Genomic DNA, 26,094 nt, shown 5'->3' with positions numbered 1-26,094 from the left:
GTAGCGGAGAGTGACTGACGGATTCTACATATCAGACGGCAATGAGGTACTTCGGGACGACATCCCGGCGGTCGTGGAGCTGATCGAGCGAACCGCGCGGTGGGTCAATCCGGAGACATTCCGGCGCTTGCCGGTGTGGGCGCCGCACACTGCTCGCGGACAACCGCTCTACGATGCGGGATGGACCCGCCGCTATACCAACACCCGAAAGGCCACAGGGGTCACCGCAGAGAAGTTCGAAGGCAACGTCGCTGCGCTGCAGGCGCTGGTGGCCGCCCTCGATGTAGCGTCGCCCAAGCCCAAGAATTGGACCGTCTGCCATATCTGGGGATACGACGATCCGTCGTTCGCGCAGCAGAGCAGCGTCGTGCAAGATCCGCGATATTTCTCGTGCGTCGCCAACATGGTGTGGTTGCCCACGCCGCTGAAAAGGCTTCACCGACACGCTCCCCGAAATCAAGGCCATGCTCAGGGTCTGCGCTTTCCATCTCTATGGATGGGCTTGTGAGCATCCCTCGGTCGCCGAGCAGGCCGGTAAAGTGACGTCTGGATGGATTCCTGAGGGGTATCCGAAGAGTTGGCCGAGTCCTGATCGCCCTGGCGTGCTGCCGCCAGGCACCGCGCCGTTCAGCGAGCGGATCGCGCGCGAGATCGCCAAGCGCAAACGGAAGATCAAGATCGATATCGAAAACGCGACGTTCCTGCACTATCCGAAGGAGGAGGTCATCGGCGTGCTGAAATTCTGGGGCGTCGAGTTGGGCTAGGCGGCGCTCACGCGCCGCCACTGCCGAACTTCCAGACCGGAATGCTTACGCGCCTTATCGGCGAGATTGTCCTGAATGCCGGTGCCGGGGAACACCATCACGCCGATCGGCAGGACGGCGACCATCTGATCGTTGCGTCTGAACGGCGCGGCTTTGGCGTGCTTCGTCCAGTCAGGCTTGAAAGCAATCTGCGGAATCTCCATCAGGCAGCACGCCGCTCATCGTTTTCTCCTTGGCCGCCGAAGTGCACTGGGCAGTTCATAAGCGAGACGGGAGCACACATCAGTGTCACTTGGGCGGAAGCATCTCACGGGCTTTTTCGCCCTCGATCAGACCTTCCCTGGCGCCGCCGTTCAGCCAATTTCGCACTTCGAGTGCCACCGCTTCACCGCCTTTCGCGTGTTTTCCGAGTAGCGCGCATTCCCACACTGTCAGAACGCGCCACGACTTGCCTAGGAGCAAGTCGACGTTTCGTTGGTCGCGCGCACGGTTCGTCTGAAACTTGTCAACCCAGAATTCATGCCGTTCCTTCGGAACCGTCGCGCGATAGCAATCGTGCGAGTGCCAATAGCAGCCGTGGATGAACGCGACGGCACCGAACCGACGGAAAACCAGGTCCGGGCTACCGGGAAGCGCACGGTCGTGCAGGCGATATCGCAGTCCAATCTTGTGGAGAGCGCGGCGCAATAGCAGTTCGGCGCCGGTGTTCTTTTGGCCGACGCTGGCCATGATCTTTGCCCGGGTCTGACGATCGACCGTATCCAATTCAAACTCGCTTAATGACGAGAGTGGTTTGCAGCGCTTCCAGATGCTTTTGCAGGTCGCGCGGGGTCGCGCCGCCCCTGATGAGGACACCGGCCTCCATATTCCTTTCCATGGCATGGCCAGTCAAATTTGCGCTGGAAATGAAGCAAAAATTCTCGTCCGCAACGGCGACTTTAGCGTGAACTTTCCCGCCGGAGAATGCGTCACCCTTCTCCACCCATGAGAATATCCGGGTCGTAGGAAGCGCAGCCTTCATATTGGCGATCGCGTCGATCGAAACCCCGCCGCCATGTTTGTCGCTGGCTTCGAGCAGCATGGAAATCAGAGCGCCGCGTTCGGCCGCCCTTTCCAGGGCCTTCATGATCGAGGAGACGTTATATGCGACGAAACTGGTGATGAAGAGTCTCGACGTAGCGGAGTCGATGACCTGGAGAAGCGCCTGCTCCGTCTTTCGCGTCGCGATGAGTTTGCTCGACGGACCGGTCCAGACGAGTTCGATTTCCTGCTCGGCCTTCGCATGGTGATAGGCCGCGTCGGCGCCGATAAGCATTCCAGCGACTTCGGCAGGCGGAATGCTTGTGTCCTGCCATGCAGCGACTAGCGTCGCCAGTCGAGTCTTGGCGCTCGGGGTCACTGCCCATCCGGTCAGCGCCGAGGCGCCTTGCGGCGACGGCAGTTTCGCGACCGATCGCGCGAGTTGCTCGGCTTTGTTCGGAGGGCTATTCGAGACCAGTTCGATAATTGCTTCGAGTAACTTCTGCACAGCGCCCCTCAGTCGAAAAATGCCGCGTCGCCGACCTCGAGCGTCGGAACCAGCAGAGCGCGGTCGATGTAACGATTGCCGATTTCACAGGACGTTTCCGACACGAACGAGCATGCATGACACGCAGCAGCGTGCAGCGACCGGTCGTCTTCGGGTTTGTGCTCGGAGCAAAGCGGATCGGACGAACAAATGCCCGCGCGGTTTAGCGCCTGTTTGAGCAGCCGGCCCAGATTCTCCGGCCTGCCGAGTTCGACCAGGCCTCCGAGAGTGCCGTCCGAGTCCGCAGCGGCGGTGTAGATCAATATCCCCGCTTGGCGCCGGTCGCCTTCGGTATCGCCATAGATGCGCTCGCGGATGCTCGCGGCGTTGTAGCCGCATTCGAGGGCAAGCTCCCTGATGAGAAGATGCGATAGCGTATGGAGCATTGCATAGCGAATGCCTGGATAGGCTTCGTCCGGGTCGAGTTTCCTGGAATTCCGCCAGCCGCGATGACCCGCAAGCAGCTTCGCACTCCTGCCCTGTACTCCGGCTAGCCCTTCCCACTTCGTGATTTCGGCCTCGTCGAATCTGATGAAAATACCTTCGCCGTGGACCTGTGTCGCGGGCACCCATTCCGGAGCGGCTTTGCACAAGCTGGCCCTTGGGGGACGCTCGGCAGGATTGGCGGTCTCTTCGGGCGCTTCGACACGCGTGAAGCCCAGCAACGCATTCACCTCGCGCAGCCGCTCAAGAAGAAGGACGCCCGCGATTTGCCTGGTGAATTCCTTGGGCGGCTTCACCGTCTTGCTCAGGAAGTGCGGCCAGTCGGTCGGGGGATTCGGATCGGTCAAGACCTCCCATTCCGGTCCTTTGATCTCGGCTTCGGTAACTCCGGTCGTGGCAGTGCCCGCTTTGATGGATTGGATCGACGAGTTGGCCAGGCTCCGGCGTCGCCAATACGAAACTGGCACCCGCAGGAGCGGATTTGGCGTTAGCGAGCGTCATCAAGCAGCTCGCTTCTTGGCTTGTTCGCACTCACGAACGTGTCGGACGATGGTCTTGCCGATGGCTTTGGCTAGATTGACGGGCATTGCATTGCCGATCAGGCGCCCGATCGGTTTCCGATAGATCGGCGCACCGATCGGGACAAATTTGTAACTCCGGGGAAAGCCCTGAATGATCGCCCCCTCTCTCAAGGAAATGGCCCGATCCTGCTCGGGGTGACCGAAACGCCCGTTACCGAACCCGTAGAACTGCGTCGTCATGGTTGGAGCCGGCTCGTCCCAGGACATCCTGCCGCACACACTCGGATAGGTCTTTCCCGACGGTTTCTTGTGGCAATCCGCCACCAAACGCTTGTCCCAATCGCGCCACGACCCACCCGGTTTGGAGGCTCGTATGCGTTTGAGATTCAGTGGCGACAGTTCGCAGGCTTGGTGAAGCGGGTCCGTCGAGCACACCTCGCCCGCTTTCAACGGCGGCAAATTCTCGATGGCTTCTCGAACGGTGAGATAATCGACTTCCTCGGTTGAGCGTTCGATCATGTTGATCGGACCCAGCCTCGATGCGAGGAGCACCAGGCGCTGTCGGAGTTGCGGAACTCCATATCCCATCCAGTTCACGACGCTATAGGAGACATGGAATCCTTCGTCCTCAAGCAACGCAACGAAATCAGAGAACACCCGCTGCTTCGCAAGCCGCGGGACGTTCTCCATCGTGACTAGATCGGGCTCCGCTTCTTGGACGAGTCGACCGAAATGCTGGAGAAGATGCCACCGTTCGTCGGATGGCCCGGTATTGCCCTGACTATAGGTCGAAAAGGGCTGGCAGGGCGCGCAGCCGGCGAGCAATGTTACATCACGGCCCTTAAACGCTTTCGAAAAGTCGGAAACGGTCAATGCTTCGACCGGCTTCAAGACAAAGCGTGCATTGTTGTTGGCTTCATAGGGATATTCGCAGTCGGGGTCGACATCGACTCCAAACACGATATCGATCCCTGCGGCCTCCAACCCTTTTGTAAGGCCTCCTGCGCCACAGAATAAATCCACGCCCTTGATAGTGGACGTTGCGGCGCGGGAGATATTCGAGCGCTGCTTACGCTGGCCGCCTTGCGGCATGGTGCCCCCCTTCTCAGTTTTTTGTCGTTGTCGACTTGCCTCGCTTGGTGTGCCGAACTTTCAATGTCCGGAGTCTTTCATACTCTTCTACGGCCAGAACCACTATGACGGGTCGCCCATGTTTTCAGCCATAGAACAGGCCGGGGTAGATGCTGCAACCCGGGTCGGGCGCGGGGTGCGGTTCTCCCGATATTTCTTTTGACGGATTGCGGCGGTGAAGCCATGAATGGTGCTACGCAGGCGTTCATACAGACCGATCATCGCTTGGCCGCGGCATTTGCTCGCTCTGCGATGTCGGCGCATCGGTCCATGAGGACGTCGTATTTCTCGGCTTCATCGAGCAGCAGTCCGTCTTCGACCATTCTCGCGTAGTCTTCGGCCAAGGCGTCGCGGGCCGTGCCTTCGGGGACAAGGGTCAGTCCTCCGTTCACCGCCGCGTGATAGTCGATGGCGAGGCGGGCAGCGTCCTTCTCGGCGAAGAACATCGCCGATAGCGGCCACCGCATCGGCGAGGCCGCGGTCGGCGTTCGCCGCCGCCGCCAAACCGGCGTCATCGAGCCGCGCCAGATCGTGCCAATGGCGGGCGAATCGCTCTCCGCGCGGGGATAGCCCAGGCGCAAAGTACGGATGCGACACGCTTAAGGTGCGGCCCTACTAATGCCTCGCGGTGAGGCTCCCGCCCCGCGCCATTCATCGCAGCGCGAGGCCCCTAAACACGTCCTTCTTCGCCCTTCTGCATTTCCCCCGCCGCCCCGTCTGCGGCCCGCTCCAGGGCGACCATTTTCTTGACCAGGGCCAGCAGATCGCGCTTGGTGCCGTGCGGCAGAGACACGACCTGTTGCGCGAGTTCCATGGTGTCGCGCGCTTCCTCTGGCGTGCGGCCCCATAGATGCGGGGCAGCGCTGAACAGCATGTCCATCGGCATGAACCCGAGGATTTCGCACAGGTGGATCATGCGGGTGACGTGCATTTTTGAGAATGCGCGCTCATAGCGGCCATAAACCTGCATCGAAAGGCCAAGCAAGGGCGCGAGCTCGGCGCGCGTCAGGTCCTTATCCTCGCGCGCCTTGCGGATGAAGGCGGCAATTCTTTCATCGATCTCGCCGAGGGTTTTGATGTCTTCGAATCCCGGGCGGCGGAAAACAGGCTTGTCGATCTCGGGATCGATCGTTTCCACCAATCCCATTTTGTTTTTATAGGCGTCCATATCCTTAGGCACGTCCTCTCCCTTCTTGCGTTTTTCTAGTCGCGGACAGGGCGACGATCTCAATCAAAACATTTGAAAACGGGGTTGACCCAAGGACGCCCCGGCACTCTTTTGCACAGCGATTTTCCAGAAGCGGGGAGTGAAGTCGGCGCTTTCCGCTACTCTCAAAAAGCAACCGTCAGAGCCGTGCCGCGCTCGCCTTGCATGGCTCTTTCCAACGGAAGCCTGCATTCATAACGCCCTTGAGCTGGCGCGGGGAAGGGCACTACCCACCGAGAGAAAATCAGCGCGCCCTGGCTGCAACCATTCGCCAAGTACCCGGCTTTCCCTCGAACACAGCTTCGACAAGTTGTTCCCCATTGACCCACCCCAGATGCGCCAGGAGTTCGCACGCGATAGAATCTTTGCCAATACTAATACATCGCTTCACGGCAACCGTCGATCCAGTCCCGTGCTTTGAGATATCCCAATTGGATAAGCGAAACAGCTCGCCTTTGGCGGTTTCGTCAGATGGCCGGACGTATGCATCGAGAGCGGATTCCATAAGCCCGTTCAATGAGGAAGCGGCTTTTGAGCTTTCACCAAAGTCGAAGCCTTGGCGACCGACCAACGGTGCGGCGTAGATGCCAATAATGATACCGATCGTCATCCCGAGCAGGAAGCCTCGACCGCTCACGGGTCAATAGCCGTTGTCTCGGAGGAACTGGTCGATGGCAGCCTTTATGATCACCGTCATCTTGATGTCGTTGTCGAAGGCGGCCTTTTGCAGCCGCATCTTCGTGTCGTAGTCCAGCGGGCAATTGACGTAGTGCTTGGCTTCCCGCGTGTGCGCTCGTTTCAAGTCGCGCAGGCGATAGCGTCCCTCCTCCTGAGCCAGAGCACGCTCGATCGACTTGCTCTTGCGCTCTTCACTGCTCGGGTTCGGCAGTCCGCGCCGCGGCCGTTCTCTTGTCGCATCCGCTTCTGAAACCGGCGGCGCTGTTGGTCCCTGTGCAGTCATTCCCGCCTCTGCCTCTTTCGACACAGAGGCTTGTTTCATTGTGGTTTTGGATGTGCCCGGCTTCGGCCGTCGCGGTGCGATCGGAAAGTCAGAGACGGACAGTTTGCCTGGTTTAGACATTTCCCACCTTTTCCCGGTTTGCCGCGATATGGCGATCGAGCTCGGCCACAAACGCCGCGACCTCCGCGCGACCCTTCATGACCGGGTCGGTCAGCTCGAGCATCTGCAAGGTGCCGAGGCCGTTGCGGATTTCGCGGTAGCAATTGCGTTCGGTGAGCTCGGTTTCCATCAGCGTCGATTCATAGCCATTGTCGCGAAGATTGGCGATGAACGGACGGATCAGCCTGTAAGCCTCGAGAACGCGGCCCGGAAGGGCGATGCGCGTCACCACGTTGACGTGGGGAATCGTGCGCCCCTCCCTGTCGCCAATATCCGCCGTCACGGTGGCGGCTTCGCCGGCCGCCTTGATTTCATCCTGGTTCGGCTGAATTGGCGTGAGCACGAGGTCGGAGTTGCGGATGATCGTGTCGCGGATGACACTGTCGACGCCCGGTGAGTCCATCAGGATTACGTCATAGACGCCGTCTTGTTCGGCCAGCACGGTTCAATGCTTCGCTGGGTTGCCGCGCTGTGCAGCTCGATGTCGGCCGGAAAGTTGTCCTTGGCCTCACATCGCTTCCACCATTCGGCGAGATTCTGGCGCGGGTCGGCGTCGATCAGAAGAACCTTCTTTCCTTGAATAGCGTACTCGCCGGCAACGAGGATAATGACCGTCGTCTTCCCGGCGCCGCCTTTTCCGCTGATCGCGCAAATCCTTCGAGGCATGTTCGATCCCTCTTTGCCGTCTCCAAGGCTTCAATGCGGCAGGGCGTTGTCACACAGCATTTCCAAACGAAGTGGACGCTTGTTTTCGCATGGCGTTTTTACACGATGCGATCACGCCTCACTACCCTAGCGGGTGATACTTCAATCACATCTTGCTTTCACATCGTAACGTCGTGGCATGTGAACACATCGTGTGAACAAGTCGTGTGAAATGGGATCGGCATGTGCAGCCGCTTGCGCCATCCTGGAAGTCTCGACGGTCGCCGAATTCCCCTGGTTCCGATGAAGTAGGCCCCGGCCTTCCCGCTCCTTCTGTGGTGAACCCCGGAGCCGCGCCAAGGCCGTCTGTGACGCTCGCACGTAGTCCGCCAGGGCGAAGAGCGGAGCGTCCCTTGCGGGCGAGTACGAGGGGCACACAAAGGCCGACAAAGCGGTCCTGGAGGTGAACCCTGGAGAGCGTTTTAGCGTTTGAATGGGCAGGGACGGAGGCCCTGCCCAACGTTTCGATGTGGATGAGCGAAATGGGGGTCGGTCGAAAAGTTGGTTTCATTGAGTCAAAATTTTACGTCTATTGATGGTGGCAGGATACGGAAAAATGTGCGACATTTTTCTCGACGATCGAGGAACAAGCCCTCGATGCCTGCGGCAAGCGCCAGAGAGAGGGGCCCAAGGCCAATGGACGACGCGAAATTCGAGGTCCGGCTCGAGCCGGACCGGAAGGGTCGAATGGTGCATGCCCGCGTCAGCGCGGACGAATATGCGGCGATCGAAAAGGCCGCCAAGGCGGCCGACATGACGGTTTCCGGATTCTTCCGGTCGCTGATCATCGAGGGAGCGGGCGCACGGCCATTCCTTACCGAGGAAGACCGCCTCGTGATGGCATTGCTGCTGGAGGATATGCGCGCGATCGGCGTGAACCTCAATCAGGTCGCGCGGGCGCTCAACAGCGGCAAAGGCGTTCATCCGAGCGACGTCGATATCAATCTCGGGAACGTGCAGCGCGTCCAGGCGGCCGTTATGACGGAGTTGCGATCGCTGGCGAAGCGCGCCGGCCATAAGCGGCGAGGGGAGGGGTAAGGCGTGGAAATCTTCTTCGGCGCCTTCACGAGCGAATGGGAGCAGCGCCGCGCGGCGCTGCTGCATGAGCTGTCGCTTGGGCCAAAACGCCGTTCGTCGGCCGAAGACGAAATGAAGCGTCGATTGAAAGCGATGGCCGAGCTTGGCGACGGAGGTGGTGCTGGTGGCGGCAGTGGCAGCCGGCCGAAAATGCAGCGGGCGGCCGCCCGGCCGATCTTCGCGGCCGATACGCGGGCAGCGGAGGCGTCCCGTTCAATAGAAGCGCGGCTGGCGGCGGTTGCCCAGGGCAGCCAGCCCGCGGTTGTCAAAATGGCATCCTATGGCGCCGGCGCGAGGGTGGGAGCGATGCTGAATTATGTGTCGCGTGGCGGCGAGCTCGCCGTCGAGAACGAGAACGGCGAGCGCATCAGTAGCCGCGAGGATCTAGCACGGTTGCGGGGAGACTGGAACCATCTGTTCCAGAACCGCGCAGAGAGCCGCGATATCGGAAGCTTCACGGTTGAGATTGCGACTGCGGCGGTTTCGTCAGACGAGGCGATGCATGAGCTGGTCAGGAATAGTTTGACGAGCGCATTCGGCGATCGACGCTATGCTTACACGGTCACGCGCCAGGCCGACGGCGCGCTGACGGTTCAAGGAGCGGTCGTGCTCAGAAGCGGGCAGGGGGAGCGGCTAACTGGCGACGACAAGGCCGCCAGCATTATTCAGGCGCGATATGACGCGAGTGCGGCCGCGCAGGGAGTGGCTGCGCGGTTCTCGTTCCAGGGCTACGGCAACGGTGTCGAGTATGGCGCCAGCAGATTGCGGAGCCTGGTCGAACGTCATGACGGCAACGTTCGCGACGACCGCGGCCAAATCGTTGGTGACGATAAACATGCTGGTGATCTGGTGCAAAAGGAATGGCGCGGTGATTTGCACAGCCGCAAAGGCCGCGACGTGATGCACCTGATCATGTCGGCCCGGGCCGGCACGAATGTCGAGGCGTTTGAAAACGCTGCACGCGACTTCCTTGCCGAGCAGTTCGCCGGCCATCGCTACGTGTTTGCCATGCATGATCCGGCCAATGATCCGAAGGAAGAAGGCGAGGGGGGCAAGCGGCCACATGTCCATGCGCACGCGATCATCACCATGCGATCGGAATCGGGCGATCGGATCGAGACGACCCCGCATGTGTTTCGGGAGTGGCGGGCCACAATGGCGGAGAAGGCTCGGGCGCATGGAATAGCGATGGAGATGACCGATCGCCGCGAGTTCGCCAGTCCGCCCGCGTTTACCCGCAATCAGGTGAGGCCGGTGAGCAGTGAAGGGCGGACCGAGCACGTCGGGACCAGCGAGGCGGCGCAGGGACGCTATGACGCCAAGCGGGGCGGACGGCGCAGTCTGGCGAAGGCCGAAAGAAGCCGGGAGTATGCCATAAAGGCAACGCAGAGTTGGGAGAAAATTGCGCTCGCCAGCGGTGATCGGCGTGTTGTCGCCTATGCAGAACAGCAGCGAGATCATTTGACAGCAAGCCTTTCGGCTGGTCAGGCGGAAGCGAGCGTAAATGTCGTCCACGCAGATTTCAGATCGAAATTCCGCGCCAATCTGGTAACCTTGCAGAAAGCAGAAGTGCAGGGCAAAACCCCTGCAAATGTCGATGCCGTGACCGAACAGCAGCGAGATCCTCGCCCCGAGGAGGCCGAGCGCCGGCCGGACGAACCGGCCGAGCAGGCTCACGAACTGACGTCGACCGTAGATGCTACAAATCGGCTGCAGGATAAGTTAAACAGGGACAAGGAGGCCGCACAACGCGGCGGTGAAACGACGCGGACCGATCCGGCGCAACAGCATATTCCTCGCCTTGAGGAACTGGAGCGCGAGGAGTTGGAAAGAAGGGAACGCGACCGTGACGACCGGGACCATTAGAGGATCATGTTTAATCGACAGGATTACGTTTACCAGAGCAGCGACCCGAAGGGTGACGAGGGGTTTGGCAAGGTATTTGCTGTCGTCATCTGTTTCGTTTTCTTCCTGGGTGCACTGCAGGTTGCTTATGAAACGGTGTCTGGTTGGTACCAATACGCCGAACGGTGGGGCAGCGAAATGCTGGCCTTTTTGGCCGGCTTTTGGCCGTTCTGAACAGTTCCGGGCCTCCGGCAAGCTGACCGCGCTCAGCCGCTATCCCTGAGAACACGTCTGTCGTCCGCTTCAGGACTCGCCAGAGACGCGAACAAACGTCTTAGCCAGAGGGGCCGAATCCCGTCATTTTGGATCATGGCTGCGCGCGAAGAAATCACTACCCAGCCTGGGCTTTACGCCAGAATCTCATCGGAACTGAAAGCAAATTGTTTTAGTGGATCCCCGCAGCAGGTTGTAGATCGAGCCGCGCTTGACGTTTATTTGCTGCCCAAGCCTCAGCGGGCACTGCCGAATCCGCCCGGGCCAGCCAGTTCGCGCGCTCAGCCTCGGTAAGCGAGTCGTTGAAATGCGTAACTGATCAACCGTTGCGACGCGGCGATCAGAGTATTGAGGCCGTGCCGACGATTGGGCCTTGGGTCGGATGCGGCACCAAGTCGCCGAGCCGCTGGGCGAAACGCTCCTGCTCGGCATCGTCAAGGTGCCCCGGTCGCGGAAGAACACGACCTTGTGGCGGAGCAGAAGCTGGTTGATTGCCACCACAAAAGTGTGGGGTAGATTACCGGATAGACGAACGTTGCTAATCTCTGCGCCGACGCGTGCTGTGAGTGGAGCAACATCGGCTTCCGGAATGGTTGCATCAATGAAAGCAGGCTTGGTCATGGGTAGTCTCCAGGCGAATTGAGCTTTCGGTGGCGGCTGACTTTCTCGAAGACCCGGACAGGGCTGGAGGAGGCGCTTCAGCCCAGATTTGCGTTAGAAACTCGGCTCGAAGAGCGCCACTGGCCGCGGGCGATAGCAATGTCCGCCTGAGGCACGTCGGGATCCGGAACCAACTGGTCTCGAATTCGCGACGCCAGATAGGGCGCGAATTGGCCTCGCGCGCCCCAGCCAGGGTACGACTGCACGGCAGGGTTGCAAATTGGCTGGTTTGTGATAGGGAATGTGATGCGAGAAGAGGCCTCTTGAAATGAAGCGCATGCAAGAAAAGGACATTCCCGCGTTCGTGCAGGAGGTGGTCGCAACCGGCTGCGACATCTGCGCCGTCGGTCCGAGTTGTTACTGCTTTGGTGATACCGATGTTCCGCGCGACAAGCGTAGGGGATTGTACAAGAAGCTCGGCGAAATCGACGCGCGCTACGGCAGCCGCGATCACCTGCGTTACCAGATTGCGGCGCACCTGGCCTCGATTGGCCGCTACATCGACGCGCCTCCAATGGAAGAGGAAGACTGGATCGATAATGAGGCGCCCGAGTTGGCCGACGTCACGCCTTACGACGTGGCGCACCTCCCGATCTACGCCGTCCTGCTGATGGCGGAGGCCAAGGGCGCCGACTGGCGCATCGTGGCACGAGCCACCCTGAACATCGACCCAGAGCGCCAGCCGGAACGGGCACGTCGCGCCTGGGCGTCGCACATGGCGCGGGCGCGGTGGCTGGCGACGAGCGATTTGTTGCAATAGCCGCCGCCGTAGACACGGCAGAAGGTCGCATGACCAAGGCAGCTGTTGCCAAAGGCGAACATGGAACTTTTCGAGCGGCGGCGCGTCGAGACTACAAGCCATTTTTCAATGATGAGGGGCGTGTATAAGCTATTCGAGTACTGCATTGGGACGTCCAGGACGGCTCGGCAGCAACCGGACGTAACATTCGTTACGGTGCACAACGCCATCCTCGGGGTGGCGTCGAGCAAAACGCGAGCGTCCAGACCTCAGACCTTCGCCTTGCGATGGCCTATAATTCGCCCCAGCCGGCGGCCGTCCCTCACTGCCAGCCGGTCAGGCTCGGCGGTCGGCTAGTGGTCACCCCCAATAGGGTTGCCGGGCCGCTCGAACTACATCATGTCGATCCCGAACACCTGCGCTGAATGATGGCTGAAATGCAAAAAGCCCCGCCGCTCCAGCTCTCCGAGATCGCTGGCGCCGGCAACGCACACCTCCCGCAGGAAAGTTTGACCGCTAGCCGCGGCAGCAGCAGAAGGCGTCTTTTCGGCAAGTTTTCGAGAGATGTCGGGGGGCACGTCGCTAGGCGACCGCGCTCTATTCGCTGCGCTCACCGAACCCGCAAGCGGTTTCTCCCATGCGGGTAACGATCGCATCGTGCAGGCGGGCAAGCCCGCTGTCAAACAAACGGCCCAACGACCGCTTCGGCGACGTGTAAGAAATTCCGCTCGGGCACGACTATCTGAAGATGACCATGGTACGCCAAGACAAGAGAGGCGAGACCGAGCCCGTTGTGCCGGAAGACGTCGACCAACGCTACGCGCTGGCGGTGGAACTGCTGGGCGGCGCGCTGGCGCGGCTGGCGGCAGCATATGAAGCCGATCCCGCCGAGCGGCAGGATCTCGTGCAGGACATCCATCTTCAGCTCTGGCGCAGTCTGAAGTCTTTTGACGGACGCTGCTCGCTGCGGACCTGGGTCTATCGCGTGGCATACAACGTGGCCGCCGATCATGTCGGGCGAGCCCGACGCCGGAAAGGCATGATCGGTCTCAATCAGTCCGAGGCAGAGATTGCTGCGGACCCGCGTCCCTCTCCGGAGATGGAGGTCTCCGACAGGCTGGCCCTTGCCCAGATGGTTCCGATCGAGAAGACGAAGAAGGACGCCCCGAGCTGGCGCACCATGTCCGGTCGCGCCGATTATGCGTAGTGCGGGATTATGCGGAGTTGGGTGCTGGGAATGCCGGTTTTCCGGGGCTTTCGACCTCGTTGCGCTCCACATAATATCGGCGCCGGAGCCGCGACGCCTCGCTGCGTAAGCAGGCGCCGCGGGTGCGATCAGCGCGACCAGATGAGCGCATGCTCGCCATCTTCGCCCTCGAAGAGATTGGCGTAGATCGGCCCGGCGAACGAGGGATCGTCGAGCTTCACCGAGTGGTAGGGCCTGTCGTCCTTCGAGGTCCGGCGCCATGCGGCACCGATTTCGACCCCAGAGACGACCACCCGGAGGTCGGGCGCTTTCTCGCTTGTGGTGGAGGGGTCGCTGGGCACGAGGCGGGCTTTGACGTCGAACGCGAGCGTCTTGATGGTGCCGGTGTAGATGCCGTCGGCGCCGCGGGTGAACGAACCGATCTGGGTCATGATAGTCTCCTTCGCTGTGCTCAAGCCCGCGACCATCGCGGCCTTGTGGCGATCTGGAACCCCGGGACGGCCGACCCGCACCCGCAGGGCCGCAGCGTGAGCGGAGGGCGGTAAGCGTCTTGTTGCTGCGCGAGGAGCGGCGCAGCCGCGGGGAAGAAGATGGCCGTGTGCCGTTGCGGGGAAGGCTGGGTCGAAGACCGCATCTCCGGGGCCGATCCGCCCGAACAAGGCCCGTCGGTCGCGAGGCACCACAGCATTCCGGGAGAAATACCACACGTCTTCGGCTGTTCTCGCATTGTACGACAGCACTAGGCACACCGCTGACGTTCCGAATAAAAGCCGCCCTGACATAGTCCCGCTTCCACATGCAAAAGAGGCGACATGCCGACAGGTGTTTATGTTCGTAAGAACGCGGTCTGGGACCGCTTGAAGGCGGGAATGGCCGCAGACCACGCGGCGGACTTTGCTGAATGGCTTCGTGAGCGGCGATATACGCCGCTTACCATCGTCGAGAGGATGCGGCTGCTTGCGAGTTGGACGCACTGGGCACGCGCGGAAGGCTACACGCTCGCTGTGATCCGCGAGGCATACGCGGCATCGTTCGCCTTGATCCAAGCGGGACATCCGCCGCGCTTCCGCGGCGACGTCAACAATGACGCGGTCGGGACCGCCAAACTGTTCATCAGCTATCTCGAGGATCGAGGCGTGTTGCCGTGCTTGCCGGCAAAACCGGAGCCGCCACTCGTGACCGAGTTCACAGCCTGGGCGCGCGAGCAACATGGCTTGGCCGAAACGACCCTGGGCACATACCGAGGCGCCATCGCCCCATTCGTCGAGGTGCTTGGCGAGGACCCGGCGGCATATGACGCTACCGCAATCCGGGCATATGCTTGGGCGCGTCGGGACCGTGTCCGTCGCGCGCCTGAAAGGCATCGGCGTTGCCATCCGCGCGTTCCTGCGCTTCCTGATCGCGACGGGGCGGTGCCTGCCGGGGCTGGACCATGCGATGCCCGATGCAGCGGGGTGGCGGCTCGCGTCCATCCCGCGGTTCCTGCCCGAAGCTGATATCGCGCGGATCATCGCCGCATGCGACGGCGAACGCCGTCTGCGCGATCGCGCCATTATCCTGCTGCTCGTCCGGCTCGGCCTGCGCGCGAGCGAGGTGGCGCGGCTCAGCTTCGACGATATCGACTGGCTGCAGGGGAGCATCCGCCTGTACGGAAAGGGCCGTCGCGAGGAACTGCTCCCGCTGACCCAGGAGGTCGGCGACGCGCTCATCGCCTATCTCGAGCGCGGGCGCGCGGCGCTGCCGGCACGCGCGCTGTTCCTGACCGAAAATGTAAAAGTTTAAACTTTATCTGACAGACGGTGTCCTAGGCTGAAGCTTGAGCCGAGGCCGGGCGCGGAGTGGTCAGGGTTCGCAGCGCCCGGCCTCGGCGTTAGAAAGGACACTGACATGACCAAGGACCAAAAGATCATCCGCGCCAAGGTGGGGCTGCTGGAGCTGGCCAAACAGCTCGGCAATGTCAGCCAGGCCTGCAAGATGATGGGCTATTCGCGCGACAGCTTCTACCGCTTCAAGGAGCTTTACGAGACCGGCGGCGAACTGGCGCTGCAGGAACTGACGCGCAGGAAACCGCTGTTGGCCAACCGCACGCCGCCCGAGGTCGAGGCGATCATCCTCGAGCTGACGCTGGAATATCCCGCCTATGGGCAGACCCGCATCGCCAACGAAATGCGCAAGCTCGGCCACTCGGTCTCGCCGTCGGGCGTCCGCGGGGTGTGGCAGCGTCACGATCTGGAGACGATGAAGAAGCGGCTGAAGGCGCTGGAGGCCAAGGTCGCCGAGGACGGTGTCGTGCTCACCGAGAGCCAATTGGCGGCGCTGGAAAAGGCCAAGCTGGACAAGGAGGCGCATGGTGAGTTCGAGAGTGAATGCCCGGGCTATTGCGGCGGCCAGGACACCTTCTATGTCGGCAACATGAAAGGGGTCGGACGCATCTACCAGCAGACCTTCCTCGACACCTATTCGAAGGTCGCCTTCGCCAAGCTCTATGATCGCAAGACGCCGATCATCGCCGCCGATCTCCTCAACGACCGCGTGGTGCCGTTCTTCGACGCCCACGAGGTGAAGCTAAGCCGGGTGCTGACCGACCGCGGCACCGAATATTGCGGCAATCCCGAACACCACGAGTACGAGCTCTATCTGGCGGTCGAGGACGTGGATCATTCCCGCACCAAGACCAAGAACCCGCAGACCAATGGCATCGTTGAACGGTTCCACAAGACGGTGCTGGACGAGTTCTACCGGGTCGCCTTCAGGAAGAAGATCTACGGCTCGATCGAGGAGCTGCAGGCCGATCTGGATGAATGGGTCAGAAGTTACAATGAGGAGCGCCCACATCAGGGCCGCTGGTGTTTTGGCAAGACGCCGATGCAGACCTTCCTTGACACGGCCCCGCTGGCGAAGGAGAAAATGATCGCTGCCTGATCCCATCGGACAGGCAAAACCGACCATTCTCAGACGCCAACTGTCCGATCAAGTGCAAACTTCTACACCGAAAATGCGCCGCTGCGGCCGATCGATCGCATCACGGTCAAGTGCGTAGTGAAACGCGCGCTGGAGCGCGGCGGCGTTGAAAGTCACTACAAGGGCGCGCATATGCTGCGCCACTCGGCCGCGACCGCGATGCTGCGTCATGGCGTCAGCCTGGCGGGCGTCGGCACCGTGCTGCGGCATCGTGCGCCGGCGATGACCGCACATTACGCCAAGGTCGACATCGCGCTTTTATCGGCGATCGCGCAGCCCTGGCCCGGGAGGCTGCCATGCTGATCGATGATGCTGATCGTTACATCGTGCTGCGCCGATCGCTCGGCTTCAAGCTCGAAAAGACCGCGCGCCACCTCACAGCGTTCGCGCACCATGCAATGGAACACGGGGATACCCATGTCCGCGCCGCGACGGCGCTGGCCTGGGCGGTGGCAGTCTCTTCGACCCAGGACAGCCACTATCGGCGGCTTCAGGAAGTAGCGCTCTTCGCGCGCTTCCTCCATGCAGAGGATCCTGCGCACGAGGTGCCGCGGCATCATCTCTACTACCGCTCACGGTCGCGGCCGGCGCCGTATATCTATACGCCCGTGGAACTCGCCCGCATGCTAGATGCTGCGGGCAATCTGCGGCGCCAGAAACCAAGTCCGCTCAGGCGGCATGTCTATGTGATGTTGCTGGGGCTGCTCGCATCGACTGGCTTGCGCGTCTCCGAAGCATTGAACCTGAGGCTTGGCGACCTGCTACCCGATGGCGTGCTGCACATCCGTCAGACCAAGTTCAACAGGAGCCGGCTCGTCCCGATGCATCCCAGCGTGGTCGAAGCGCTGCACACTTATCTTGAGATCCGCCGGCGCGTCGCCGGAACCGGCGACCATGTCTTCCTGTCGGTGGACGGGAAGCAACTCGGTCATGGCACGGTGCGTAGCAACTTCCAGGTCATCCTGCGCAAGGCGGGCATCGGCCAAGGCCGATCACGCCGTCCGCGCACCCACGACCTGCGTCACACCTTCGCGACGCGCGTACTGGAGCATTGCGCGACGCGGCGCGACGATGTGGCGCGCGACTTCGTCGCGCTCTCCACCTACCTCGGCCACGGGCACATCAAGCACACCTACTGGTATCTGGAGGCCACGCCCGATCTAATGGGCGATATCGCCTCGGCCGCCGAGGCGCTCGTCGCCGGGGAGGTCGCATGACGCCGATCGCCCCGCTCATCACGAACTTCCTGCGTGAGCACATGCCGCGCCAGCGCGGCTATAGTCCGCACAGCTGCGAGGCCTACGCGCACAGCTTCAAGCTGCTGTTCGCGTTTGCAGCGCGGCGGCTGCACACGCGCCCGTCGCGGCTCGCGCTTGAGCAGATCGACGCCGATATGGTGCTCGCGTTCCTGTCCCACATCGAGCAGGATCGCGGCAACAGCCCGGCGACACGCAATCTGCGGCTCGCCGCGATCAAGGCGTTCATGCGTTACATCGAGCTCAAGTGTCCGAGCGCGCTAATGCAGGTCGCGCAGATCAACGCCATCCCGGGCAAGCGTCATGGCCAGAAGCTGATCCGCCATCTGACGATGGCGGAGGTGCGCACCGTGCTCGATGCGCCAGATCTGACGACACGCCTGGGCATCCGTGACCGGGCGATGCTCCATCTGTGCTTCGCCGCCGGCCTGCGCGTCTCCGAGTTGGTCGGGCTCACGCTGGAGAACATTACCTTGCAGCCGTCGCCCAGCATCCTGGTCCACGGCAAGGGTCGCCGCGAGCGCAGCCTTCCGCTCTGGAAGGAGACCGCTCGCGACATGCGCGCGTGGCTCGCGATACGCGGAACGGCATCAGCGCCGGAGCTGTTCGTCAATGCGCAAGGGCTGGCCATGACCCGCGCCGGCTTCGAATATATCCTGGGCATGGTGCCGTTGCTGCCTGCTCCTGCCCGACGCTGGTCGGGCGCACACTGACGCCGCATCTGCTGCGGCACAGCTGCGCGGTGCTGATGCTCCAAGCCACGCGCGATATCCGCAAGGTCGCACTGTGGCTCGGCCACGCCGATATTCGTACCACCGAAGTGTACCTCCAGATGGATCCGTCCGAAAAGCTCGAGGCCGTCGAGGCGGTGTTGCCGCCCGCTCTGCGCCGCGGTCGGTTCAAGGCGCCGGATGCGCTGATCGCGTCGCTGCTGGCCGACATGCCACCGGCGCCGCGCCGATCTACGCCAATCTCTTCGAGGGCGAAGATGGCGAGCATGCGCTCATCTGGTCGCGCTGATCGCACCCGCGGCGCCTGCTTACGCAGCGAGGCGTCGCGGCTCCGGCGCCGATATTATGTGGAGCGCAACGAGGTCGAAAGCCCCGGAAAACCGGCGTTGGAGCGGCTTGGCTCAACGAGAACGAGGAAACCGGCAAAACGCATATCTCGCTGACGATCGACGCGCCCGAGCTGCCCCGCAAGCTTCACGCGAACTTGGGACCAGCGCCGGGACAGGATGACGACGACGTGTTCGCCATCATCTGGAACCGCCCCAAGAACTAACAGCGAGCCCGCCGATAGGCGGGCTTTCCGCGCGCTTAGAGCCGGTCCTGATCGTGCCGCCGCGTCGGCGGCGGCCCTATTTTCTCAATGCAGCGCCGTGGCGCCCGACGATGGTAGCAACAGCAACGCTTTGTCGACGACGCGCTTCAGCTTTTTCCAATCGTGTAAGTTCCGCTCGTTCAACCGTTCCGTAACCGCCGCCAACATCCAGCCGGCAGCAGCAGTATCACCAGCCTGTCTGTAAGCTTCATAGCGCTCTAGGCATGCGACGACACGAGGCCGGGCCGAGCCGTCTTTGGCGATCGCGCATATCAGACTTTGCGCATCGCGGTAGGCATCTGCAATCCGCTGTCTTGATGGTGGATCGCTGGCATAAATAATTGCCATCGTATGAACCAGCGTTTCTGCCAACTCGTCAGTTTCGTCTGAGATCGCCGAAATCCTCCATGCGCCCCCTCCCCCAGTTTCTATACGGACAAGTTCTATTCGGACAAGGCCGCTAGTCGCGGCCTTGGTTGCCCCCTCTCAATGACCTCGCATCGTACTTCCCGCTTGTCGCGGGTAAAGGATCGACGGTCCCCCCGATTTTTCCGGCCCAAGATCGGGCTAGCGCCCTGGCCGAAAAAATCGGCTCCCCCGTCGCCCGCCGCTGGCGGCCGCTCTGCGGTCCCTGACCCGCTTCGCACGTGAAGTACGGCCCTTCCGTCATCGAGACGAAAGGAGATCTTACCATGGCACTACTCTCACGCCTTCCTGCAGAAATGATCGCCCGCCCGGAGCGTAATTACCAAGCGAATTGCGTTGCCCGCGAGGTCGAACACCCCGAGCTTGATCATAAGCCCGTTGTGAAGCTTATCGTGCCGACCGGCCGGGCCACTTGGCTCCTGACCGAGTTCGACCGCGATTCCGAAGTGTTTTTCGGCCTTTGCGACCTTGGCATGGGATGCCCGGAACTGGGCTATGTCGCCTTGTCAGACCTAGACAGCTTGCGCGGGCCGTTTGGCAGCCTCGTCGACTACGATATGACCTTTGTCGCCAGCAAGCCCATTTCGGCTTATGCCGACGACGCTCGCCGTCGCGGTTTCATCGCCGCGTAATCGAAAGGGGCCTGGGCTTCCGCCCAGGCCCCTTTCACCACAAATGCTGACTGGTCAACATCATGCAATCGCGATGAACCTGCTTGGCAGCAATGGCGCTTCCCGTCCTGCCTCGAAACAAAACGCCCTTGACTGGTCAGAAACCTACCCCTGTCATCCTGCCCTTTCTGGAATTGGTTATCTGACAGTGGCCCACGTCGCCCCTATCGACTGTCGTTCTCGTTTGCCACCGTCCTCCCACACGATCACGACCCTATGTAACAATGTTGCCAATACAGGCCCCTCTTCGAACCAAGAACCAGCAATTTTTCGGTTTTTGTTTGCATGCTCGACTTCCCTGCGCGTCACGAAAGGCGGCGCGACATTGAAGAATGCTATTACAAGCAGAGTAAGGAGCAGCGCTCCCAGAACGGCCTTAATTTCACCGTTCGGTATATATACGAAAAGGGCAGCACAAGAATCATGAGAAACCAAATCCAGTGCATCATCGGCGATTTAGCCGAGTATTCGAATGCGTTCATCATCTGTGTCCTTTCGGCAACGTTTCTACATCCGTCTTGCGCAAAAGCTGGTCTAGCGTGAGCAGCGACGAGCGCATCGCCTTGGCTAGGCGTCATAGGCCTTGCCGTAGGCCCATTCTATCAGAGCAGCCTGGATGAAGCGCTCGGCCTTGCCGATGGTCTTGGAGGTGAAGGGCTTCGTGCGGCGAGCGAAGACGGGATCGTCACGCTGAAACTCAACCGGCCCGCCAAGCTCAACGTGATAAATCCCGTCTTGCTCGATGCTTTGGACGCTGCGCTCCATCGCATCGACGTGGACGGCTCCTGCCGGGTGGTCGTTGTTTCGCCAGCGGCAATCGATGGTTCTCTGCGGTACCGACCTGTCTGAAATCGCCCGTCTCGACGAGCCGATTAACATGTATGCGGCTGTCACATACCGCCGGCCCGTAATGGGGGTTCGCGGAACGGGCCCAATTCAATCTGGCGCGCTCATGGCCTGTATCCATGATCTGGTTTCCCGCTGCCATTTGACCGTTGCGCCATACTCTCCGTTTGACCTTCTCACTCGCTGAAGTCCGCCGCGGAGCTATTGGGGAGTATCACTGTCGAGCAGACGTTCGCGACGAGAGGCGACCGTTATCATTCGACGTTCCGTGTCTCGCATACAGCCGTGTCCGATTGAAGACGTCTACGTTCGAAACCCGACACGCTGACAAGCAGGTATTCCGTCGGCGCTGCACGAAAATATATGGTTTTCTCCTTTTGCTCGCAAAACCTCTTCGGTGGCACGCCGATTGCATGGGGCACAGTTAAGGCTCCGAGGTCCAGAAGAGTTTTCCCCTCGATCAACCAAATGCGCGCGAATGAATGTGACAGCGGGCAAACATCCAGGTAGTAGCTGATGCGGGTAGCCGTCGTGTGGAACCATGATAATACTGGCGTAATCAACCGGTTCGGACAGCCTCGCCCGGAGTTCGACGACCGCGAGCAGGTCGAAAGCGTGGTGGCGGCACTGCAAGAGGGCGGCCATGAGACGCTGCTGTGCGAAGGGGATAAAGGACTGCTCGCTATACTAGAGCGGTTCATGCCACCTGATCCGCAAGGCCGTCCCTCGGGAATCGTCTTCAACATGGCCAACGGAATTCAGGGCGAGTATCCTAGCACTCACGTTCCGGCCATGCTTGCAATGGCCGGCGTTCCGTACACCGGACCGGGTCCGCTTGGGCATGGGCTGGCGCTCGACAAAGTCATCACCAAGAGGCTTATCCGGGATAGCGGCGTGCCGACGCCGAACTTTCGCGTGATGCGTCACGGCACCGAGAGTACTAGCGACCTACGATTCCCAGTGGTAGTGAAGCCGCGTCACGAATCCGTCAGTTTCGGATTGCAACTCGTACATGAGCCCGCTCACTTGAGGAAGGCGGTAGAAGTGATCGTTGCGCGGTATTCGCAGGATGCGCTCGTGGAAGAATACATCGAGGGGCGGGAACTCTGCGTTCCGCTGCTGGGAAACGGCGAACTCGAGGTGCTGCCTCTGGTGGAGTATGACTTCGGCGGCCGCGAAACGCACCTGGTCACATGGGAAGACAAGAAGGACATAGCGGTGACGGCGGCGCCGAAGTTTGCCCGGCGCACATCGGGAGCGAGCTTGCGACGATGTTGCGGGATATTTCGGTTGCGACCTTCCATGCCTCCCAGTCCCGAGATTACGCCCGCGTTGATCTCCGGATCGACCGCTCTGGCCAGCCCTTTGTCCTGGAGATCAACCCCAATCCGGCACTCGCTATGAGCGCCACCTATGTCTTGGCCGCAAAGACCGCCGGATACAGCTTCTTGAGCTTGCTTAATCGCATCCTCGATGTCGCTCAAACGCGGTATTTCGGAATCGGCATGGTCTAGAACGGCTGGCGAGGAGATAAGGCTTCCGCCGACAGGCACCTGGCACGCGCGAACGGCGGAGGAGATGAGATAGCCTATGGCAGGAATTGCTCGAGACAAAACCGAGTCGACCTACCACAGACTGAAGGAGCTCGTCGTGAATTATCGGTTCCGCCCCGGAGAGCCGCTAAGCCCTATGAGCATTGCAGATCGACTGCACGTTAGTGCGACGCCAGTGCGAGAAGCGTTGGCGCGTCTCCATGGCGAAGATCTCGTTGACTTAACGTCAAATCGAGGTTTCTTTGCAAAGACGCTCAATGAAAAAAAAATGAGCGATCTTTATGAATTCGCATTCCAGATTTCAATTCATGCACTTGAGCATAGGCGTGGCGAATTTATAATGGAAATGATACGTCCAGAAAATTCAATTGTTCGAGGTGGTGTGTTAGCCAACCACGAGACAGATGAAACGCTAGTATGTTTCGCAAAATTTATCGAGGGACTCTATATTCATATTGCGGCGCTCAGCGGAAATGGAGTCATGCTCAATTCCATCCGTAATTTTAACGACCAGACCCGCTTCGTGCGTCTAATATACTTGGAAACGGAGAACAACCTCGATGAAATCACTTTGGACATGACTGCCCTCATTAGTGCATTGGAACGTCAAGATGTTACGGCTGCAATGGTCAATCTGCGGCATCAGCGCGACAAGAAGCTTGCTCGAATGAATGATCTTGTCAGGGAGGGTATTGCTCGCTCTTTAGGTGTGTGATCCCGAGCTCACATGACGATGCTGAGGTCAAGAGGTGTGTTAGGGCGGCATCGGGTTGCTCCAATTGGCAGCGGAATCCAGAGCTGGGCCCGATTGCGTGACACGGCTCGGTTAATCGAGCCTAGTCAAGCTCACATACGGTCGCCGCTTGAGGCGGCTGCACCCAATATCCCGCTTGCGGCGGCAGGGCGCCTCCTTAAGCACCGGGTCATCGAAACCCTCTCGCGCATCCGCTGGCCTCCGCCGCCGCGTGTCCCCGAGGCCAGCCTGTTCCGACAATCGCTCTCACACTGCAGCCCGCAGGCCGTGACTGCCGGGGCATCAAAGCCCCGTCGAACCCGATACCTTGACCCGCCAGTGCGTTCCAAAGCTGCGGTGGAAGCGGGCCTCACACCTTCATGGCCGAGCGCTGGTGGCGAAGTAACCACACTCCTCATGAATAGGATGGGCAAGGTCACCCCGGCACTTGTCCATTCTGAACATTGTTGCGAAGTGGCTGCCAGTTATTATGAAATATATTCGAAAATATATTCGAATATGATGCTTGTTTTTTCTTATGAATCCGTTCACTCATATCTATATGGGACAGGTATGACGTGAATAAGACGGTTTTTGCTGACGCGCCAAAGTCTACAGAGGGTTGTGAGCCGTTCGCGGCGTCTATAGTGCGAAGCTCAAGGAGGGCATGAATCGATGGACCTTGATCAGACCAAGACGAGGCTCGAACTCAGCCAGCAGTATACTTTTCCGATGTATATGCAGGAATTTGGACTAGACTTGACTATACATGAAGGCGTCTTTCCACCACAAGATTTCCAAAGTTGGCGCTGGCATACTGAGAATTTTCCTCCTTTTGCCGGAAAAAGCATCCTTGAGATCGGGTGCGGCTTCGGCCTCCCAGGACTGTACCTTGCGAAATTCGGCGCAGCCTCCTTGGTCGCTTGTGATATTGATCCTAAGGCGGTCGCTAATACGTTGGAAAATGCGGCAAGAAACGGCATCCAAAACGTCGAGGTAATCGAAAGCGATATATTTAGCAATATTCCACCCCACCGAAAATTCGATTTTATATTTTGGAACTGTCCAACTATCTTTGCGGAGGTCGATTACGAGTATAGGGACAACCTCGAACGAGGAGCCATCAATCCGGGTTATAAATTGCTCGGCCGCTTTCTATCGGAAGGCCCAGAATTCCTCACAGAATCGGGCAGCATCCTCTTAGGTTTCGCCAGTGACGCGCGGGACGATCTCCTCTCGGAAATCATCGTCGCAAACGGTCTCGCCTCCGTACTTCTCAAGTACGGCACCTACCCTCATGGCGGCGGGATCTTTAGGATGTTCTCACTCCGCAAAAGTGCCCCCGCCGCATGATCTTAGAATCGTTACATTGTGCCTTGACTGCCATTTCGTCCAACGGACCCCATGAAGGTTGAGTTGCGAGGGCATCATCCTTGTCCAGTTCATTGATCGCGTGCCCAACGATCGCTCGGGCGCGTTGCTCAGGCTGTTGACAAGGACATTCGGTCTCTAATCGGGGCTACGTGGTTTGTCGGGCGTTTCCTTCCCTGGAGACGCAATGTGGGAGGGATCGCGATCCACGTAACAGGCCATGTTGTCGGACAACCGAGGAGTAAGCCATGACGAATCTCAACCGCAACGTGCTGCTTATCGATTCGACGGGAAGGGGGCACGCGTTGGCTGACCTCTTCCAGCGCACGGATCCGTCCGTACGGGTCTTCTATGGGCCGGGGAACTCATCGGTAGCTGACGAGCGCATCTGCACGGTGCCTGAGGTTTCGCTAGGCGATCCGGCATCGGCGGTGCGATTTTGCCAAGCCCGTAGGATAGACTTCGTCTTTGTCTCTCACATGGACGCGCTCTCTTCCGGCTATGTAGACTTCTTGAGGGCCAGTGGGATCCCGACAATCGGTCCGGACCGTGGTGCAACTCGACTTGAGGCGAGCAAGGCGTTCACGAAGGGGCTCCTTAAGAGGTATGGTGTGAATACGCCGCGCTTCGAGGTCTTCGACCGGCCCGAACTGGCCAAGCGATATATCCGCACGCTTGACTATGAGGTTGTCGTGAAGGCGGACGGACTGTGCGGAGGCAAAGGCGCCTATGTTTGCGATGATCAAACGTCAGCGATTCAAGCCGTCGAAACAATCATGCTCGAGCGGGCGCACAAGGACGCTGGAAACCGCATAGTTGTTGAGGAGCGTCTCTCCGGAGTGGAGATATCAATCTTCGCTCTCTTCGACGGAAAGGACTTCTTGGTCTGTCCGGCAGCACTGGACTACAAGCGCTCAGATGACGGCAACAAGGGCGTCAATTGCGAAGGCATGGGGTCCATCTCCCCGCATCCGCTCGCGGACAAGGCGCTTTACCGTGAGATACGGACCGAGATTCTGGAGCCGCTACGAGCTGCAATCCTGGGAGAGTGCCTGAACTATACAGGCTTCATATATGTCGGCGCCATGCTATGCCATGACGGCATCAAAGTCCTCGAGATCAATGTCCGCTTTGGCGACTCGGAGGCCGAGGTCGTCCTGCCCAAGTTGCAGAGTAATTTCGTCCGGCTTTGCGAAAGCGTCCTTCACAGGACCCTTGGCTCTATGTCTCTGGAGACAGATGATAAATGCTATTGCAATGTGGTGGCCGGACAAGGGGCGACGATACAATTGGAAGAGGGCGGCCGCGAGATCCGCTACCCTGGCTGGCCGTATGGAAATTTTGAGGTCGGCTTTCCCGTTTCCGGACTCGATGCGCTAGACCGTCGTAACTGCCGTCTGTTCTTCGCTGATGTCCGCCGCGATGACCAGGGCCGTTTTGTAACGTCAGGCGGTCGCGTGCTGCATGTCACGGGCGTCGCTGACAATTTTGCGCAAGCCGTCCACCATGCCTATACGAACATCGAGAAGATACGCTTCGCAGGCATGTCCTACCGCTCCGACATTGGCGTGATCTACGACCCCGGTGATGCGATGCGGCAGAGTGGGGAGAGCCTGGCGCGGCACGGGATGTGGCAAATGTCCCACGAAGCCCATCCCTAATAACCGGGTGCGGATCTCTGCGAGCTGCCAGCG

General features: G+C 60.1%; 25 protein-coding genes and 7 pseudogenes. 18 read left to right on the top strand and 14 right to left on the bottom strand.

The window, feature by feature from the left end:
* Window positions 1-10 precede the first annotated feature (10 nt).
* Together RPG13_RS34775 and RPG13_RS34770 are read left to right on the top strand one after the other, a co-directional pair.
* A complete protein-coding gene (locus RPG13_RS34775) occupies window positions 11-508 on the top strand; it encodes a hypothetical protein (protein ID WP_337127170.1) in 498 nt (165 codons plus the stop codon).
* A gap of 94 nt (window positions 509-602) precedes the next feature.
* On the top strand, window positions 603-764 hold the full coding sequence (locus RPG13_RS34770; RefSeq protein WP_337127169.1) for a hypothetical protein: 162 nt from the start codon (window positions 603-605) through the stop codon (window positions 762-764).
* Between the two features lie 7 nt (window positions 765-771).
* On the opposite strand, the pseudogene RPG13_RS34765 reads toward RPG13_RS34770, so the two are convergent.
* The 10 genes and pseudogenes from RPG13_RS34765 to RPG13_RS34720 form a co-directional block, all read right to left on the bottom strand.
* Window positions 772-964: pseudogene (locus tag RPG13_RS34765) on the bottom strand (hypothetical protein); the annotation flags it as partial.
* An 88-nt stretch (window positions 965-1,052) separates the two neighbouring features.
* Window positions 1,053-1,529, bottom strand: a complete 477-nt coding sequence (locus RPG13_RS34760; protein WP_337127168.1) for a very short patch repair endonuclease — start codon at window positions 1,527-1,529, stop codon at window positions 1,053-1,055.
* A 1-nt stretch (window position 1,530) separates the two neighbouring features.
* Window positions 1,531-2,292 carry a DISARM system phospholipase D-like protein DrmC gene (gene drmC / locus RPG13_RS34755; RefSeq protein ID WP_337127167.1) on the bottom strand — a complete coding sequence of 254 codons (762 nt, stop codon included), beginning with the start codon at window positions 2,290-2,292 and terminating at the stop codon, window positions 1,531-1,533.
* Window positions 2,293-2,300: 8 nt separating this feature from the next.
* Window positions 2,301-3,197, bottom strand: a pseudogene (gene drmB / locus RPG13_RS34750) (DrmB family protein); the annotation flags it as partial.
* A gap of 78 nt (window positions 3,198-3,275) precedes the next feature.
* The gene (locus RPG13_RS34745; protein ID WP_337127166.1) at window positions 3,276-4,388 is read right to left on the bottom strand and encodes a DNA cytosine methyltransferase; all 1,113 of its coding nucleotides are present in this window, start codon (window positions 4,386-4,388) and stop codon (window positions 3,276-3,278) included.
* Window positions 4,389-4,645: 257 nt separating this feature from the next.
* Window positions 4,646-4,988 (bottom strand): annotated as a pseudogene (locus tag RPG13_RS34740) (nucleotidyl transferase AbiEii/AbiGii toxin family protein); the annotation flags it as partial.
* 109 nt (window positions 4,989-5,097) lie between these two features.
* A complete protein-coding gene (locus RPG13_RS34735) occupies window positions 5,098-5,595 on the bottom strand; it encodes a helix-turn-helix domain-containing protein (protein ID WP_337127165.1) in 498 nt (165 codons plus the stop codon).
* Window positions 5,596-5,878: 283 nt separating this feature from the next.
* Window positions 5,879-6,244, bottom strand: coding sequence for a hypothetical protein (locus RPG13_RS34730; protein ID WP_337127164.1), 366 nt, complete (start codon window positions 6,242-6,244; stop codon window positions 5,879-5,881).
* A 30-nt stretch (window positions 6,245-6,274) separates the two neighbouring features.
* A complete protein-coding gene (locus RPG13_RS34725; protein ID WP_337127163.1) occupies window positions 6,275-6,595 on the bottom strand; it encodes a hypothetical protein in 321 nt (106 codons plus the stop codon).
* Window positions 6,596-6,707: 112 nt separating this feature from the next.
* Window positions 6,708-7,420: pseudogene (locus tag RPG13_RS34720) on the bottom strand (ParA family protein).
* 675 nt (window positions 7,421-8,095) lie between these two features.
* Between RPG13_RS34720 and RPG13_RS34715 the strand changes: the two are divergent.
* The 3 genes from RPG13_RS34715 to RPG13_RS34705 are packed head-to-tail and all read left to right on the top strand — an operon-like array spanning window position 8,096 to window position 10,615.
* Window positions 8,096-8,497: a MobC family plasmid mobilization relaxosome protein gene (locus tag RPG13_RS34715; protein WP_337127162.1), complete on the top strand. Its 402-nt coding sequence runs from the start codon at window positions 8,096-8,098 to the stop codon at window positions 8,495-8,497.
* Between the two features lie 3 nt (window positions 8,498-8,500).
* Window positions 8,501-10,402: a relaxase/mobilization nuclease domain-containing protein gene (locus RPG13_RS34710; RefSeq protein WP_337127161.1), complete on the top strand. Its 1,902-nt coding sequence runs from the start codon at window positions 8,501-8,503 to the stop codon at window positions 10,400-10,402.
* 6 nt (window positions 10,403-10,408) lie between these two features.
* Window positions 10,409-10,615, top strand: coding sequence for a hypothetical protein (locus RPG13_RS34705; RefSeq protein ID WP_337127160.1), 207 nt, complete (start codon window positions 10,409-10,411; stop codon window positions 10,613-10,615).
* A gap of 382 nt (window positions 10,616-10,997) precedes the next feature.
* On the opposite strand, the pseudogene RPG13_RS34700 reads toward RPG13_RS34705, so the two are convergent.
* Window positions 10,998-11,275, bottom strand: a pseudogene (locus tag RPG13_RS34700) (TauD/TfdA dioxygenase family protein); the annotation flags it as partial.
* A 307-nt stretch (window positions 11,276-11,582) separates the two neighbouring features.
* Here RPG13_RS34700 and RPG13_RS34695 point away from each other — a divergent pair.
* Both RPG13_RS34695 and RPG13_RS34690 read left to right on the top strand, forming a co-directional pair.
* Entirely contained in the window at window positions 11,583-12,074 is a 492-nt protein-coding gene (locus RPG13_RS34695; RefSeq protein ID WP_337127159.1) for a hypothetical protein, read from the top strand.
* A gap of 733 nt (window positions 12,075-12,807) precedes the next feature.
* On the top strand, window positions 12,808-13,260 hold the full coding sequence (locus RPG13_RS34690) for an RNA polymerase sigma factor (protein WP_337127158.1): 453 nt from the start codon (window positions 12,808-12,810) through the stop codon (window positions 13,258-13,260).
* Window positions 13,261-13,388: 128 nt separating this feature from the next.
* On the opposite strand, the gene RPG13_RS34685 is transcribed toward RPG13_RS34690, so the two are convergent.
* Complete coding sequence (locus tag RPG13_RS34685; RefSeq protein WP_337127157.1) at window positions 13,389-13,691, bottom strand: DUF736 domain-containing protein; 303 nt, start codon at window positions 13,689-13,691, stop codon at window positions 13,389-13,391.
* A gap of 907 nt (window positions 13,692-14,598) precedes the next feature.
* Between RPG13_RS34685 and RPG13_RS34680 the strand changes: the two genes are divergently transcribed.
* From RPG13_RS34680 to RPG13_RS34655, 6 genes and pseudogenes are all read left to right on the top strand, one after another.
* Complete coding sequence (locus tag RPG13_RS34680) at window positions 14,599-15,042, top strand: tyrosine-type recombinase/integrase (RefSeq protein ID WP_337127156.1); 444 nt, start codon at window positions 14,599-14,601, stop codon at window positions 15,040-15,042.
* Between the two features lie 105 nt (window positions 15,043-15,147).
* The gene (locus RPG13_RS34675; RefSeq protein WP_337127155.1) at window positions 15,148-16,182 is read left to right on the top strand and encodes an IS481 family transposase; all 1,035 of its coding nucleotides are present in this window, start codon (window positions 15,148-15,150) and stop codon (window positions 16,180-16,182) included.
* Window positions 16,183-16,263: 81 nt separating this feature from the next.
* Window positions 16,264-16,524, top strand: coding sequence for a tyrosine-type recombinase/integrase (locus tag RPG13_RS34670; protein ID WP_442921413.1), 261 nt, complete (start codon window positions 16,264-16,266; stop codon window positions 16,522-16,524).
* On the top strand, window positions 16,518-17,438 hold the full coding sequence (locus RPG13_RS34665) for a tyrosine-type recombinase/integrase (protein WP_337127154.1): 921 nt from the start codon (window positions 16,518-16,520) through the stop codon (window positions 17,436-17,438). The genes RPG13_RS34670 and RPG13_RS34665 overlap by 7 nt, the downstream gene beginning before the upstream one ends.
* Window positions 17,435-18,417, top strand: a pseudogene (locus RPG13_RS34660) (tyrosine-type recombinase/integrase); the annotation flags it as partial. The gene RPG13_RS34665 and the pseudogene RPG13_RS34660, both read left to right, overlap by 4 nt.
* A 95-nt stretch (window positions 18,418-18,512) precedes the next feature.
* A complete protein-coding gene (locus RPG13_RS34655; protein WP_337127247.1) occupies window positions 18,513-18,761 on the top strand; it encodes a DUF736 family protein in 249 nt (82 codons plus the stop codon).
* 84 nt (window positions 18,762-18,845) lie between these two features.
* On the opposite strand, the gene RPG13_RS34650 is transcribed toward RPG13_RS34655, so the two are convergent.
* A complete protein-coding gene (locus RPG13_RS34650; protein ID WP_337127153.1) occupies window positions 18,846-19,172 on the bottom strand; it encodes a hypothetical protein in 327 nt (108 codons plus the stop codon).
* A 320-nt stretch (window positions 19,173-19,492) separates the two neighbouring features.
* Here RPG13_RS34650 and RPG13_RS34645 point away from each other — a divergent pair, with 320 nt between their 5' ends.
* Window positions 19,493-19,858 (top strand): DUF2958 domain-containing protein, encoded by a 366-nt coding sequence (locus RPG13_RS34645; RefSeq protein WP_337127152.1) that lies wholly within the window; start codon window positions 19,493-19,495, stop codon window positions 19,856-19,858.
* A 606-nt stretch (window positions 19,859-20,464) separates the two neighbouring features.
* Here RPG13_RS34645 and RPG13_RS35095 read toward each other — a convergent pair.
* Window positions 20,465-20,662, bottom strand: coding sequence for a hypothetical protein (locus RPG13_RS35095; RefSeq protein ID WP_442921408.1), 198 nt, complete (start codon window positions 20,660-20,662; stop codon window positions 20,465-20,467).
* A 597-nt stretch (window positions 20,663-21,259) separates the two neighbouring features.
* Here RPG13_RS35095 and RPG13_RS34635 point away from each other — a divergent pair.
* The 4 genes and pseudogenes from RPG13_RS34635 (at window position 21,260) to purD (ending at window position 26,061) form a co-directional block, all read left to right on the top strand.
* Window positions 21,260-22,257 (top strand): annotated as a pseudogene (locus RPG13_RS34635) (D-alanine--D-alanine ligase family protein).
* A gap of 76 nt (window positions 22,258-22,333) precedes the next feature.
* The gene (locus tag RPG13_RS34630) at window positions 22,334-23,011 is read left to right on the top strand and encodes a GntR family transcriptional regulator (RefSeq protein WP_337127151.1); all 678 of its coding nucleotides are present in this window, start codon (window positions 22,334-22,336) and stop codon (window positions 23,009-23,011) included.
* 693 nt (window positions 23,012-23,704) lie between these two features.
* A complete protein-coding gene (locus tag RPG13_RS34625; protein WP_337127150.1) occupies window positions 23,705-24,382 on the top strand; it encodes a class I SAM-dependent methyltransferase in 678 nt (225 codons plus the stop codon).
* Window positions 24,383-24,648: 266 nt separating this feature from the next.
* Window positions 24,649-26,061 (top strand): phosphoribosylamine--glycine ligase, encoded by a 1,413-nt coding sequence (purD, locus tag RPG13_RS34620; protein ID WP_337127149.1) that lies wholly within the window; start codon window positions 24,649-24,651, stop codon window positions 26,059-26,061.
* Window positions 26,062-26,094: the final 33 nt, after the last annotated feature.

Source organism: Mesorhizobium sp. ISC15 (genome assembly GCF_037162615.1).
Taxonomy (GTDB): domain Bacteria; phylum Pseudomonadota; class Alphaproteobacteria; order Rhizobiales; family Rhizobiaceae; genus Mesorhizobium; species Mesorhizobium mediterraneum.
Note: the sequence above shows the minus strand (reverse complement) of the source record. Positions and strands in the feature narration are given on the sequence as shown.

Bases quoted from the DNA above. Each gene is read 5' to 3' on its own strand.
- RPG13_RS34745 (WP_337127166.1), bottom strand. From the start codon at position 4,388: ATGCCGCAAGGCGGCCAGCGTAAGCAGCGCTCGAATATCTCCCGCGCC.
- RPG13_RS34735 (WP_337127165.1), bottom strand. From the start codon at position 5,595: ATGGACGCCTATAAAAACAAAATGGGATTGGTGGAAACGATCGATCCC.
- RPG13_RS34730 (WP_337127164.1), bottom strand. From the start codon at position 6,244: ATGACGATCGGTATCATTATTGGCATCTACGCCGCACCGTTGGTCGGT.
- RPG13_RS34725 (WP_337127163.1), bottom strand. From the start codon at position 6,595: ATGACTGCACAGGGACCAACAGCGCCGCCGGTTTCAGAAGCGGATGCG.
- RPG13_RS34715 (WP_337127162.1), top strand. From the start codon at position 8,096: ATGGACGACGCGAAATTCGAGGTCCGGCTCGAGCCGGACCGGAAGGGT.
- RPG13_RS34705 (WP_337127160.1), top strand. From the start codon at position 10,409: ATGTTTAATCGACAGGATTACGTTTACCAGAGCAGCGACCCGAAGGGT.
- RPG13_RS34695 (WP_337127159.1), top strand. From the start codon at position 11,583: ATGAAGCGCATGCAAGAAAAGGACATTCCCGCGTTCGTGCAGGAGGTG.
- RPG13_RS34690 (WP_337127158.1), top strand. From the start codon at position 12,808: ATGGTACGCCAAGACAAGAGAGGCGAGACCGAGCCCGTTGTGCCGGAA.
- RPG13_RS34685 (WP_337127157.1), bottom strand. From the start codon at position 13,691: ATGACCCAGATCGGTTCGTTCACCCGCGGCGCCGACGGCATCTACACC.
- RPG13_RS34675 (WP_337127155.1), top strand. From the start codon at position 15,148: ATGACCAAGGACCAAAAGATCATCCGCGCCAAGGTGGGGCTGCTGGAG.
- RPG13_RS34665 (WP_337127154.1), top strand. From the start codon at position 16,518: ATGCTGATCGATGATGCTGATCGTTACATCGTGCTGCGCCGATCGCTC.
- RPG13_RS34645 (WP_337127152.1), top strand. From the start codon at position 19,493: ATGGCACTACTCTCACGCCTTCCTGCAGAAATGATCGCCCGCCCGGAG.
- RPG13_RS35095 (WP_442921408.1), bottom strand. From the start codon at position 20,662: ATGGAGCGCAGCGTCCAAAGCATCGAGCAAGACGGGATTTATCACGTT.
- RPG13_RS34630 (WP_337127151.1), top strand. From the start codon at position 22,334: ATGGCAGGAATTGCTCGAGACAAAACCGAGTCGACCTACCACAGACTG.
- RPG13_RS34625 (WP_337127150.1), top strand. From the start codon at position 23,705: ATGGACCTTGATCAGACCAAGACGAGGCTCGAACTCAGCCAGCAGTAT.
- purD (WP_337127149.1), top strand. From the start codon at position 24,649: ATGACGAATCTCAACCGCAACGTGCTGCTTATCGATTCGACGGGAAGG.